Raw genomic sequence first — 13556 nt, 5'->3', positions numbered from 1 at the left:
TAGTATAGACACAAGAACATTGTGGAGAAAATGTATTCCAAAGGAGAGCCCTAATGAAGGGAAAAAACCACTTCATTAGGGCACTGGAGATTTACTACCACTATCAATCACTGCCAGTTTGTGTGAAAGGATCCTGCTAAATCACTTCGTTCATAAGTATGGGCACCAAAATAATCCCTTTGTGCTTGCAAAAGATTAGCATTTGAAATGCCTGTCCGGTAACTATCGTAATAAGTAAGTGAAGCACTTAAACATGGAAACGAAGTACCAGAATTAATACCCTCACAGACAACTTTTCGTAATCCTTTTTGATACTCTTTAACCTTTTCAGCAAAATACGGGGCGATTAATAGATTAGCCAAATTCGGCTGTTCTTGATATGTTTCGCTTATTACGTTTAAGAATTCGGCACGAATGATGCAACCACCACGGAAAATAAGGGCTATATCCTTTAAAGGTAAATTCCATCCGTAAAGTTCAGAAGTCATTTTATATTGTATAAATCCTTGCGCGTAGGCACAAATTTTACCCATATAAAAAGCTTGTCTAATGTACTCAATCCACACATCTTTATTTAAACTTCGCTGATCAATCCCGGGTCCTGTTAGAATATTTTCTGCATAAACTCGTTCTTCTTTTAAAGAGGAGATGTAACGGGCAAACAATGACTCTGTAATAATGGATGATGGGATCCCATTGTCAATTGCTTGAATGCTTGTCCATTTACCTGTGCCCTTTTGCCCTGTTTTATCAAGAATCACATCGATTAGTGGTAAGCCTGTTACATCATCCTTTTTCCGTAAAATCTCTGCTGTGATTTGGATTAAATAACTTTTCAGCTCCCCTTGATTCCATATTTCAAAGATATCAGCAATTTCATTCACAGATAAACGTAACCTTTTTCTTAAAAATGTATAGGTTTCTGCGATTAACTGCATATCTGCATACTCGATTCCGTTATGTACCATTTTTACAAAGTGACCGGACCCTTTTGGACCCATATAAACACAGCAAGGGTCTCCGTCCACTTGGGCTGCTATTTTTGTTAGAATAGGAGCTGCTTTTTCATATACGTCTTTATCTCCACCAGGCATGATCGAAGGTCCTTTTAAAGCCCCAACTTCGCCGCCGGAAATACCGATTCCTAAATAACCGATTCCTTTTGACTTCAATTCATCATATCTACGTTCCGTATCTTGGTAATGGGAGTTACCACCGTCCATGATCACATCGCCTGCTTCAAGAAAGGGGAGTAATGTATCTATCACCGAATCGATCGGTTTGCCCGCTGTTACCATAAGGAAGATTTTTCTTGGAGTTTCTAAGGAGTAAACAAAATCTTGAATTTCGTAGTAGGGATGGATGGATTGACCTTCATTTTTTTTAACAAGATTATCGGTTAAATCCCTCGTATAATTATAGACAGCTACTTGCTCACCTTTACCAGCCATGTTTAAAGCGATATTACTGCCCATTACCCCTAAACCAATGACACCAATTGTATTGAACATTTCTACCTGCTCCTTTTATTTGAAATGAATAGGCAGTAGATCCTCACTTATAGACTTAGAAGATTCTAAGAAGAGATAAGTGGGATCCACCGCCCGGAAATCATGGTTTATACGAATAAACTTAGTACTAAAATAAATCCTAATCCGGCTACAGAAATGATTGTTTCAAGCAATGTCCATGTTGCAAATGTTTCTTTCATGCTTAAACCAAAATACTCTTTAAACATCCAGAAACCAGCATCGTTAACATGTGAAGCTATTAAACTACCCGCTCCCGTTGCAAGCACGACTAAAGCAAGATTAACGTCGGATTGTCCTAACATCGGAATAACTAAACCAGCGGTTGTTAAAGCCGCAACAGTTGCAGAACCTAAGGAAATACGTAAAATCGCAGCGATGATCCAGGCAAGCAAGATTGGTGATAATGTAGTTCCATTGAATAATTCGGCTACATAGTCACCTACGCCGCCATTAATCAGGACTTGTTTGAAGGCTCCGCCTCCCCCAATGATTAAGAGCATCATCCCAATATGAGTAATAGCAGTTGTACAAGATGCCATTACATTTTTGATTGGAATTTTTCTGGCTATTCCCATTGTATAGACAGCAACCAGTAAGGAAATCAACATGGAAGTTGATGCATCACCAATAAAACGGATCGCTGCTAGTAAACTATTATCTTCAAATCCCAATGTTTTTTGAAGCAAAGTAATAATCGTAGCAATAGACATTAAAATAACAGGAAGCATTGCAGTAAATACACTGATACCAAACCCAGGAGTTTCCTCGGATTTAAAAACTTTTTGTTCACCTAAAGAGGCAATATTACCGGTTTTCGTAAATGATGCAGGTACGAGTTTTTTGGCAAGCTTAGTAAATACAGGTCCAGCTAAAATAACTGTTGGAATGGCAATAATGAAACCGTAAAGTAAAACCTCACCAAGGTTCGCGCCATATTCACCAGCAATAACTGTCGGTCCTGGGTGTGGAGGTAAGAAACCGTGTGTTACGGATAAAGCTGCTACCATCGGAATACCGAGATATAAGATAGAAACCTTTAATTCTTTTGAAATGGCAAATACGATTGGAATTAACAATACTAATCCTACTTCAAAAAATAACGCCACACCGATAATGAATGAAGCAGCTACGACCGCCCATTGAATATTTTTTTCGCCAAATTTGTCAACGAGGGTCATGGCAATTCTTTGAGCACCACCAGAATCAGCGATCAACTTACCTAACATCGCTCCAAGTCCAAAGATTAATGCTAAGTGACCAAGTGTTCCGCCTAATCCGGCTTCAATGGTTTTGACAATTTCCTCTAATGGCATTCCAAGTGCTAAAGCCACACCGAACGATACAATGATTAATGAAATAAAGGTGTTTAATTTGAAGCCCATTATTAAAACTAATAGTGCTAAAATTCCAACCGCTACAACGACTAATGGCATTGTAATTACCCCCTGTATTTATCTTTTTAGTGTTTGATTAAGCCTCTTTGATAATTGGCAATCCGTGTATAATCGTCTTCTAATACTCTGGATAGGTTAATGAAAATCGGCAGTAATTTCCTATACTCCTTTGTTGCCTCTTCTTTTGGTGTATGTTTGTTGGTACTGCCAACCATTTCAGAAACGACTTCAAATGATTGGATTTTTCCGGTGGCATACAAGCCTAAAATACAAGCTCCTAGACAAGAACTTTCGTAGCTTTCCGGAACGACGACTTCAGATGCGAATATATCAGACATCATTTGCCGCCAAACATCTGACCTTGCGAAGCCCCCTGTAGCTTGAATTCGGGTCACAGGACCGTCCATGCATTCGGTTAATGCTAAAAATACGGTGTATAAATTGTAAATGACTCCTTCCAGGGCTGCGCGAATCATATGTTCTTTCTTATGTGACATCGTTAAACCGAAGAATGAGCCACGTACGTCTGGATTCCATAAGGGCGCACGTTCACCAGCGAGGTATGGGTGGAATAATAACCCATCAGATCCTGGTCTTACACGTTCAGCAATCTTGGTTAATACATCATATGGATCAATTCCTAGTCTTTTCGCTGTTTCTACTTCTGATGAGGCAAGTTCGTCACGGATCCAGCGAAGGACCATCCCGCCATTGTTTACCGGCCCGCCAATGACCCAATGCTTTTCCGTTAAGGCATAACAAAATATTCTTCCCTTTTCGTCTGTTTGCGGCTTGTCAATAATGGTTCGAATGGCACCGCTTGTCCCAATTGTGACGGCAACTTCGCCTTTGCGTATCGCATTTACACCTAGATTAGAAAGAACCCCATCGCTGGCTCCAATGACAAACGATGTTTGTGGATCGATACCCATCTCTTTTGCTAAATCTGAATTACAGTTGGTAAATATCTTGGTTGTTGGTACAAGCTCAGATAATTGGGAAGGTGTTATACCAGCAATTTTTAATGCTTCTTCATCCCAATCTAGGTTTTCGAGATTCATCATACCCATGGCTGAAGCCAGGGAATGATCAACAACATATTGATCAAAGAACTTTTTAAAAATATACTCTTTAATTCCAATATATTTTTTAACCTTGATAGCGGTTTCAGGAAGATCATTCACAATCCAAGCTATTTTAGTTAATGGTGACATGGGATGAATGGGTGTTCCTGTTCGTTTATAGACTTCTTGGCCATTCAACTCATCTTTTATTTTATGTGCCCATGCTTCACTTCGATTATCTGCCCAAGTGATACAAGACGTAAGTGGTAGGTCATTTTCATCCATCGCAATGACACTATGCATGGCACTGCTAAATGAAACAAACGATAGCTTTTTTTGTGAGTGATGTTTCATTATATTCGAAATGGCCTGTAGGACTGCTTGAAAGATCTCTTCAGGGTTTTGTTCAGCTGTCGCTATATCCGGTGTATAAAGCGGGTACCCAATATTTTCTTGTTGGATGACTTCGCCTTTTTCACTAAATAAAACGGCTTTCGTACTTGTGGTTCCGATATCTACACCTAACATATAGTTAGTCATTTTGTTGCACGACTCCTTTAGACAGCATTTGTTGGGACATCCACAGGTCTTCTACTTTACCTTGAACATCATCAAAGTTTTCATGTAAAGACTTAATCATGAGGTCTCTATCTTTTGCTTTGATCGCTTCAATATAAAGCTCGTGATTTTTTACAATCCGTGTAAAGTCTTCATACTTTTCTTTGAAACGCATACGCATCGACAAAAGAATGAGGCTTTCCATAACGGGCTTCAAATTATTCCAGATCATCAGGATGTATGAATGATTAACTGCACGAATAATCGTTTCATGGAACAAGACATCTTGATATGAAAACTCATCAGCATCACTATATTTGATTGCGACTTTCATCATTTCGAGTATTTTACTAAGTTCCTTGGCTAAATCATTAGTGTCCATTTTTACAAGCCGTTCAAATACAAACGATTCTATGAGTAGACGAACATCATAAATTTCTTCTATTTCTTTTTCTGACAAACCAATAACAACTGCTCCCATTCTTTCTAATCGGATGATATTTTCGGATGCCAATATTTTTAACGCTTCACGAATGGGTGAGCGACTTACAGCAAAATCTGCAGCTAATTTATTTTCTGATAGTATGGTACCGCTTTCAATTTCGCCAGAAATAATACGCATTCTAAGCTCGGATGTTACACGATCACCAGCAGAGGCCTTTAAAAGCCATTTGGAGGGATATAGGAATTCCCTTGATTCCACCATAAATTCACCTTCTTAATTAATCAAGTATACTTGTATACAAGTATTATAATCTGAATTTTTAATTTTGCAAGCGTATTCATTAAATTGGTATCTGGACGCCTGGTTTACGAATATTATTCGCAACAAGTGTTTAATATGAGGATATAAATTTTTCATAAGTCTAGCTTCCTGAAGGGGAATATGGGCTTTTTATATGTGCAAATGCACAATCAATTTCGTCTGTTCTTCAATATTTTTCACGTCCCGCAATCGATATAATGAAAGCGTAATCAAAAATGGCCCGGGGGGTTAGACAGATGGAAGGATTGACGATCAGTTGGATAGGAGCTCTGGCAGGGCTGGCTATTGCAATTATTCTGATATTAAGAAAGCTGAATCCGGTTTACGCTTTATTTTTGGGAGCTATTGTAGGCGCTTTATTGGGCGGAGCCAATCTGGAGCAGACGATCAGCGTATTAATTAGCGGTACGCAAAGTGTGATGGGGACGGTCATTCGTGTGCTCGCCGCAGGTGTATTGGCAGGGGTGATGATGGAATCCGGGGCGGCGGAGACGATTGCGCAAGCTATTGTAAAGAAGTTTGGCGGTAGTAAAGCGATACTCGCACTAGCCTTGGCGACGATGATTATTACGGCGGTAGGCGTATTTATTCCCGTCGCAGTATTGATTGTGGCACCTATTGCATTGTCGGTTGGTAACAAAATGGGGATTTCCAAGCTGGCGCTCCTGCTGGCCTTGTCCGGAGGCGGAAAGGCGGGGAACATCATCTCTCCGAATCCCAATACGATTGCGGCAGCGCGTGGATTTAATCTGGATTTAAGCCACGTTATGTTAGCGGGTGTGGTTCCTGCGATATGCGGTTTAATCATGACTGTTCTGGTGGCGTCTATGTTGAAAACCAAAGGTGTAAAGGTGTCCGACCAGGATATCACGGACAGTGATGTCGATACATCGAAGTACCCAGCGTTGGGACGGGCGATTGTAGCTCCGCTGGTGGCTGTTATTTTGCTGATGATTAACCCGATTGGCTCTATCTCCGGCATTGAAGCACTTTCGAATTTCAAGGTAGACGCGATGTACATTTTGCCGATCGCCGGGATGGTGGGTATGCTGGCAATGGGGCAAGGGCGGAATATCCTGAAGTATTCGGCCTCCGGCTTGAATAAAATGACGGCGACCGTGCTAATTTTGATCGGTGCGGGCGGGATTGCGGGTCTGATCTCTGCCTCTAATTTGTCTGCTCAGGTGGTTGGCCTGATTGAAGCTTCGGGGGTTTCCGGTACATTTTTGGCACCGCTTGCAGGTATTCTGATGGCGGCTGCCACGGCGTCGACCTCGACGGGAGTTATTTTGGCGACAGGCTCGTTTGGGGAAGCGATTCTGAACATGGGGACAGCCCCGTTGGCCGCTGCTGTGATGGTGCATACAGGAGCTACAGTCATTGATTCCTTGCCGCAGGGCAACTATTTTCACGTTACGGCAGATAGTATGAAAATGAGCATTAAACAACGGATGGGACTTATCCCTTACGAAGCTATTGTGGGTGGAACAATGGCAATTGTAGCGACATTAATGTATGGATTTTTACTTTAATATTCACGATGGGGTGAGAAGATGAGAGAGAAAACATTTGTGCTGGCACCGGATTCTTTTAAAGAAAGTATGACGGCTAAAGAAGTGTGTATCGCGATGGAGAAAGGACTGCGCAAGGTCTATCCGGCAGCCCATTATGTCCACGTTCCGATGGCGGACGGCGGTGAAGGTACGGTACAGTCACTGGTGGATGCGACAGGTGGCCAAATTCGTTATATCGAGGTGACCGGGCCGCTCGGAGAACCCACAACTGCTGCATACGGCTTGCTGGGAGACGGCACCACTGCGGCAATCGAGATGGCATCCGCCAGCGGAATTCATCTGGTCAACAAGAATAACAAAAACCCGCTAAAGACAACAACTTACGGCACGGGAGAGTTAATCCGTGAATGTTTGAATCAGGGAATTCGAAAAATTATCATCGGCATTGGCGGAAGCGCGACGAATGATGGCGGTACAGGAATGGCGGAAGCGCTGGGCGCCAGATTTCTGGATGCGCAAGGGAATACTCTTCCGCGCGGCGGCGGTAGTCTGGGCGAGCTGGCCAGTGTTGATATTTCATCACTGGATGACCGCTTGCAGCGGGTACAATTAATTGTAGCCTGTGATGTTACGAATCCGCTGTGCGGAGAGCATGGGGCATCCCATGTATTTGGCCCGCAAAAAGGGGCAACTTCGGAGATGGTGCAGCAATTGGATGCCAATCTTGCCCATTACGCGGATGTGGTAAAGCGGCAGTTGGGCAAGGATGTGCGCGATCTTCCAGGTGCGGGCGCAGCAGGCGGATTGGGTGCAGGCTTATTGATTTTTACTCAGGCGACGCTGCAAAAAGGCATTGAAATTGTGATTGAATACACCGGCTTAAAACAGAAGCTGGCGACTGCCGATATTGTTTTGACGGGGGAGGGCGGTATTGATTTTCAGACCAAATTCGGTAAAACTCCGTATGGAGTAGCTCAGGCGGCCAAACAGTCTGGCAAAAAGGTCATTGCGGTCGCAGGTTATATCGGGGAAGGGATAGACACGCTGTACAAAGAAGGAATAGATGCGGTGTTTGGCATCGTGCCGGGAGCCTCGGAGCTGGGTAAGCTGCTGGTCGAAGGGCCGCAAAACGTAGAGCGTACGTGCGAGAATATCGCAAGAGTGCTTCAATTCAGCGAGGAATGAGCAGATTGAAAAGCGGGGTATAACACAAATACGGCATAATACAAATACGATATAATACGAGCGCTCGCCTGTAATCCCGCTCTTTCTTAGCCAAAGGAGATTGGCTGAGAAATTCGGGAGTGACGGCGAGCGAAAATACGATATTAACGCAGTATGATTTAGCATAATACAGCAGTTATTGATACAGTGCCAATAAGCCGTGCGTAAGCTCAAAAAGCTGAAGGAGATTCCGGGGATCTTTGCCGGTCAAGGTATGGATGCGCTTCAGGCGGTATTGCAGCGTATTCCGATGAATATTTAATTCATCTGCGGTGAAGGAGACACTGCCGCTATGGTTAATAAAGCTTCGCAGCGTATCCAGCAAATCCACGGTATCTTCCAGCTTGCTAACCAGCTGGATCGTGTTCGTCAGGTTCGTTTGACTTAATTTGACCAGAAATTCGACTTCTGCAAAAGAAATGATTTGCACAGGCGGGCGCAGAGCCAGTAAAACATTCATGGCTGACTTGGCTTGCATATAAACATCCGCAATGTTGTGCTCTTGTCTGCTGACGGCAATCAGCACACCGGGATGGCTGCTTACAAGTGGCTCCAGCAGCTTGTCTATCTCATCCTGATTTTGCATCAGGATGAGATAGCTGTTTTCCTCCATACGAAAGGACGGATGCTGCATGAATATATTGGACAACTCGGCTAAATTAGCAGGGTCAGCAGGAAGATACTTTACATATACGGCCGAAGTTTTTAGAAGCAAATCAATGTGATATTGAGCCGCTTCTTTTTTTATTTTTTGAGTGTAGGCTCCCTGATGATTTAACAGCATTTCCAGCACAGATTTTTTGCGATTGGCTTCGTGGGCCAGATGCTCCAAGGAGATTCGCTGTTCAATCAGGAGCGACACCGTAGTTTTAACAATATTGCAAAAAGGACGCACTTCATCTGGATTGCCTGTAATGCCAATGACACCAACTAGCTCATGATGAATGACGATCGGCTCATTGGTTCCCTTTTTCTCATAGTGGCCGTCTTGCCACACTTCAATCATTTTCCCGGTTTCGAGCGCCTGAACAGCTCCTTGGTGAATGGTTCCGATTCGTTCACTCTCGCCGCTGCCAATGATGATGCCTCGTTCATTCATAATATTGATATTGTATGGAATATCCTTCATCATTTTGTCTACGATGTCTTGGGCTTGTTTTTCGGAGAGCTGAAACAGATCAGGATTCCTCCTTTATCTATAGTGATGTAGTATATTTTAATGTACTGCATTCGTGAAAGGGCTTCCAATTTGTTGTGCATTTGAACAATATGATAAAGCAGGTTACCGAACATGTCAGCCTATTTTATCATAGATATGAAATTGTTTGCTCATCCAGTTACTTCATTGATTCGACGGCTTGCGTTAACGGAGTTTGAGGAAAACAATAAAACAATGCTAAAGGTCGCACTTTTTGAAGTGCGGCTTTTTGATGTTCAATGGATATGTATTATTTTGTTGATTAAGTCCACTAAAAGCACTATTATAAATGTGGACAATGTCCTCTGAAAAAATTGGAAATGGGTCTAGATAAAAATAGTAGTCTAAATAACGTAATAAAAAGAGGGATTAATCATGGGAATAGAGATCAGAGAGGCATATGACAATCTTGAAGACGTGAAGCTGCTCTTTAAAGAATATACAGAGATGCTTGGGGTTGATTTGAGTTTTCAGCAATTTGAAGAAGAAATAAACGGGTTGCCAGGCACGCTGTCTAATGACGTGCCTCGCGAAAGCTATAGGCAATATCATGTAGTTCTTTCTTTAAACGGCCATCCTTAGACGCGGGCGCATATCCAAGCACCTGGTGGTAATCCTTTTCGGTCTCAATAATCGCTACATGGGTGACATACTTGTCCTCAGCTTTCTTACCTTTAATCGTGAACTCAATGGCAGGATATCCATGAATGGTTGTGTTAGAGACAGGTCCTACACTGGACAGGTTCCACTCTTTGGTTAAACTATCTTCAGCTTTCTTACCATACTGTTGGAGAGTTATATTGCCCAATGCCTTTTTAGAGTGGGACAGTACCACAACGGACTTTTGAATGTACGGATTGAATATTGCAATATCCGCTTTTCCTTCACGGTCCGGGTCTGTTGACCAGTCCAGCGGTGCCGTGATTTGAAATCGTCCATCTTTACTTACATAGCTTTGCTCTTTCTTGCTCACCGGGGCTTCAGGAGGCACATAACTGTTTGCCAGTATAAAAATAGCATTTACAAATGAGGCTCCCAAGATCACCATTGCGGTAAAAAATATAAAGAGCGAACGTTTCATTGTCTTTTTGCTAATCGGCTCTAAATCCCGAACCTTTACAACATATGTACCCGCTGCTAAATCACCAATTCGTTGTCTTGATGCAGTCACTAACACACTGATACCAGCAGGTATCCCACCCATTAGCAACGGATTGGTATCTATTAGCCTGAGCAGCGTACGAATGAGTGATTTAAGAAAACCAGGAGGCTTTCCGTCCCCGTTAACCACCTTAATACGAAAAACGAACTTACCAAGCGTATAGCCTGTATAACCTTCCAAAAGCAAATAATAGGATAAGAAAGCTATGAGCAGAATACAACGGGATGCAATCGCTAAAGGCAAAAACCATCTGTCCGTTATTTGAATGACAGAAATAAAAAAACAAATATACCCGATTACAAAAAATATGAAATCAAAAACCGTTGCCCCCCACCGTCTATACAGAGTAGAGTTCCCGTACGTTTTTGATATTTCGGTCATCCTATTGGTGTCTGCCCCATAATTTTGACCATGGCGAATGTACATCTGTCTTGCTGTTTCCTGCGGATTGTGTGATATGTGCTGTTCGTCCAAAAATTACACCTCATTTTAATAATCAATAATTAAAAAAACACACTCCTTATATTAACGGTCATTTTACAATCCATGTTTAGGAAAACATTCTATAAACAAAGAAATTATTATAAATATCCCTTATGAACGAAACGAAAAGAGAAATTCTATTGAATTTGATTTTCTCATTACTATCGCGTCTTGCGGATTTCATAACTGGGATCAACGTCATCACCGGGCAGAAATGGACTATGAATTGTCCAGTGCGTATTGGGGGTGAGGTTTAATGTCGGAGGCACTTGCAGCGGTGATCGACTATGGGTTTAATACCCTACCGTTGAACCGAATCCAGGCGCTAGTAGAGCCAGAGAATACACAATCCTTGCGTTTGCTGGATAGGAAGAAGGTTGATCATTGTATAACATGATCGACCTTCTTTTTGATTTAAATGTGGTGAACTATTATCGTTGAAGCGGTATACACATTTCATATTGCTCAATGGGGTCTTTCGAGAGACCTATTTTTTGGATAAAGCCTTCAAGAGAGTCATTGTCGGGCAGGCTGATGTACACCTTCTCAACCTTTTGGATCTCTGCTGCTCTATGAAGGAGGGCGCGTCCAAGTCCTTGGTTGCGATGCTTAGGATCGACCCAAAGAAAGTTGATTTTACCTTGAGCACTCATGGCCAACATGCCGAGGCGGGTTTGATTCACTTCGTAGATGCCGAGAAAAGCATCCTGTGTACTGGTGGCGTAATAAGGCGTGTCACTTTGCCAATGGATGTGACAGTCGGTGAGGGTTTTACGAAAAGCTGCGACATCATCAAATGTAATTTTCTTAAAAGTGTATGAAGATGAGAGGGCAGTGGGTGGGGCGGAAGGTAGCGTGCCGTTGTAGTATTTCAGTATATAGCGTGTCTGGTAGCCGTGCTTCTCATATAATTTGACGGCCCGATGATTATCCTTGATGACTTCGAGCCAGAGCTGCTGGCAGTCCGCGGAGAGGGCTGTTTGTTTATGTAATTCTAGCAACTTGTTGCTAATACCCTGACCACGGTAAGCCGGGGCGATACATAGCGTGCCGCAACGCATGGTCTTATACCCATCGAATTGCCGGATACCGCCGAGAATTAAGCCGATCGGTTGATCCTCATCCATGGCAAGGAAAGAGTGATTGCGAGTATTACCCTCTGCACCAAAAAAACGTGCTGCGAAATCGTCCTGATCCGTGGTCAGGCGAATGGAATAATCTGAGAACCCGAGCGAAAATGCCTGGAAAATGTGTTCCATGCTGATGTCATTGTCATTGCATCTCATATAGGTGATCACTGTTATTCCCCCTAGAAATTCATGATATATTTGGATTATAGGGAATTATGGGGGCTCCATCAATCTCCTACTGAAAATGAAAATAACCCCTTAAAAAAGGGGTTTGGTGCTGGGTGTGGTAGGGTTGCAATTCGTGTCGCTAAGATCAGGATTGGTAGAGAGGTCACGATAATGGTTGAGCTTATATTCAATTATTTTTTGGGTTTCCATAAGTCTGGAAATTTCTTGTTGAATCTTCTGATTATGTTTTTCAAGTAAGGAATGTCTGATAGGGATAGTGCTGTTGCCTTGCATCGAAAGTTCTCGATAATGCTTCATTTCCTCTATGGTCATCCCAGTGGCTTTTAATCGGGTTAAAAAAATAATCCCCTGAATCTGGTCTCTACTGTAGAACCTGTGTCCGTTAGCCTTTCGTTCTGCATAAGGCAGCAAGCCAATTCGCTCATAATAACGTATGGTATCCTCTGTTAAACCTGTTAGTTCTGCAGCTTGACTAATAGAGGTTATGGTCTCCGGAATTTCCTGCAAAGTATCCCACTCCTTAGTTGTAACGATTACCAAGGTACTTCTCCGTTCGCGTCGAAAAACCCTCCTGTCGGCCCATCCTCATTTAAAGTGGCTAAACGAACAACGACAGCAGCAGCTTGTTGTACCGAACCCGGTCCTGTAAAGCCATTTAAGTCGGTGGCGGTAAAGCCAGGGTCAGCCGAATTAATTTTGAGAGGTGAGTCTTTGAATTCTTTGGCAAGCGTGATGGTTAGCATATTAACCGCTGCTTTGCTGCTATTGTAGGCAAGCAAATTAAATCTGGCATGCTCGTGCTCAGGATCGCTATTATAGGTTAACGAACCAAGGCCACTCGTTAAGTTAACGATTCTACCGCATGGAGATTTTTTCAATAAAGGCAGCAAGGCTTGCGTCACCGCGACCAAACCGAAGAAGTTGGTTTCATACGTATCTCTTAAATCGTCCAAAGGTAATTGACTTGGAGGAGTGGCTCCTCCCAGAGATACTCCGGCATTGTTGATTAGTACATCAAGGGAACTGAATTCTTGTTTGATCTGATGGATTGCGGAATCAATCGTACTTTGATTCGTCACGTCTAACAAAATCAATCGGGCTTCTACTCCCTCATTAGCCAACTTAGCTACCGCTTCCCGGCCGCTCTGCTCACTCCGTGAGCCTAGCAGGATTGTAAAACCCATGACCCCCAATTGTCTGGCCGTTTCGTACCCGATGCCTTTGTTAGCCCCAGTAATAAGAACTGTTTTCCCAATATTCATGAGCGGTTCCTCTTTTCATCATTCTTAAATTTGGCGGCCACCATGCTTTAAATGTACTACTTGGAGTGCACTTAAAGTCA

At 42.8% G+C, this 13556-nt stretch carries 12 protein-coding genes; 3 read left to right on the top strand and 9 right to left on the bottom strand.

The window, feature by feature from the left end:
- Positions 1-107: 107 nt before the first annotated feature.
- The 4 genes from gnd to AC6EJC_RS01490 all read right to left on the bottom strand — a co-directional run bounded on the left by gnd (position 108) and on the right by AC6EJC_RS01490 (position 5254).
- The gene (gene gnd, locus AC6EJC_RS01505) at positions 108-1511 is read right to left on the bottom strand and encodes a decarboxylating NADP(+)-dependent phosphogluconate dehydrogenase (RefSeq protein ID WP_444952421.1); all 1404 of its coding nucleotides are present in this window, start codon (positions 1509-1511) and stop codon (positions 108-110) included.
- Positions 1512-1618: 107 nt separating this feature from the next.
- Positions 1619-2965 (bottom strand): GntP family permease, encoded by a 1347-nt coding sequence (locus AC6EJC_RS01500; RefSeq protein ID WP_444952420.1) that lies wholly within the window; start codon positions 2963-2965, stop codon positions 1619-1621.
- 26 nt (positions 2966-2991) lie between these two features.
- Complete coding sequence (gene gntK / locus AC6EJC_RS01495; RefSeq protein ID WP_444952419.1) at positions 2992-4530, bottom strand: gluconokinase; 1539 nt, start codon at positions 4528-4530, stop codon at positions 2992-2994.
- Complete coding sequence (locus AC6EJC_RS01490; protein WP_444952418.1) at positions 4523-5254, bottom strand: GntR family transcriptional regulator; 732 nt, start codon at positions 5252-5254, stop codon at positions 4523-4525. The genes gntK and AC6EJC_RS01490 overlap by 8 nt, the downstream gene beginning before the upstream one ends.
- 296 nt (positions 5255-5550) lie before the next feature.
- On the opposite strand from AC6EJC_RS01490, the gene AC6EJC_RS01485 reads away from it, so the two are divergent.
- Together AC6EJC_RS01485 and AC6EJC_RS01480 are read left to right on the top strand one after the other, a co-directional pair.
- Positions 5551-6846 carry a GntP family permease gene (locus AC6EJC_RS01485; RefSeq protein ID WP_444952417.1) on the top strand — a complete coding sequence of 432 codons (1296 nt, stop codon included), beginning with the start codon at positions 5551-5553 and terminating at the stop codon, positions 6844-6846.
- 21 nt (positions 6847-6867) lie between these two features.
- Positions 6868-8013, top strand: coding sequence for a glycerate kinase (locus tag AC6EJC_RS01480; RefSeq protein ID WP_444952416.1), 1146 nt, complete (start codon positions 6868-6870; stop codon positions 8011-8013).
- Between the two features lie 175 nt (positions 8014-8188).
- Here the strand turns inward: AC6EJC_RS01480 and AC6EJC_RS01475 are convergent, their stop codons facing one another.
- Positions 8189-9184, bottom strand: a complete 996-nt coding sequence (locus tag AC6EJC_RS01475) for a CdaR family transcriptional regulator (RefSeq protein WP_444952415.1) — start codon at positions 9182-9184, stop codon at positions 8189-8191.
- Between the two features lie 580 nt (positions 9185-9764).
- The gene (locus AC6EJC_RS01470; protein WP_444952414.1) at positions 9765-10886 is read right to left on the bottom strand and encodes an RDD family protein; all 1122 of its coding nucleotides are present in this window, start codon (positions 10884-10886) and stop codon (positions 9765-9767) included.
- 265 nt (positions 10887-11151) lie between these two features.
- On the opposite strand from AC6EJC_RS01470, the gene AC6EJC_RS01465 reads away from it, so the two are divergent.
- Positions 11152-11292: a GNAT family N-acetyltransferase gene (locus tag AC6EJC_RS01465; protein WP_246772766.1), complete on the top strand. Its 141-nt coding sequence runs from the start codon at positions 11152-11154 to the stop codon at positions 11290-11292.
- Positions 11293-11326: 34 nt separating this feature from the next.
- Here the strand turns inward: AC6EJC_RS01465 and AC6EJC_RS01460 are convergent, their stop codons facing one another.
- The 3 genes from AC6EJC_RS01460 to AC6EJC_RS01450 form a co-directional block, all read right to left on the bottom strand.
- Positions 11327-12193: a GNAT family N-acetyltransferase gene (locus AC6EJC_RS01460; RefSeq protein WP_444952413.1), complete on the bottom strand. Its 867-nt coding sequence runs from the start codon at positions 12191-12193 to the stop codon at positions 11327-11329.
- Between the two features lie 90 nt (positions 12194-12283).
- The gene (locus tag AC6EJC_RS01455; protein WP_444952412.1) at positions 12284-12721 is read right to left on the bottom strand and encodes a MerR family transcriptional regulator; all 438 of its coding nucleotides are present in this window, start codon (positions 12719-12721) and stop codon (positions 12284-12286) included.
- 26 nt (positions 12722-12747) lie between these two features.
- Positions 12748-13476, bottom strand: coding sequence for an SDR family oxidoreductase (locus AC6EJC_RS01450; protein WP_444952411.1), 729 nt, complete (start codon positions 13474-13476; stop codon positions 12748-12750).
- Positions 13477-13556 lie beyond the last annotated feature (80 nt).

The organism is Paenibacillus sp. TY11 (genome assembly GCF_059772165.1).
The sequence above is the reverse complement of the archived record's forward strand: the minus strand, read 5'-3'. Positions and strand labels throughout refer to the sequence as shown.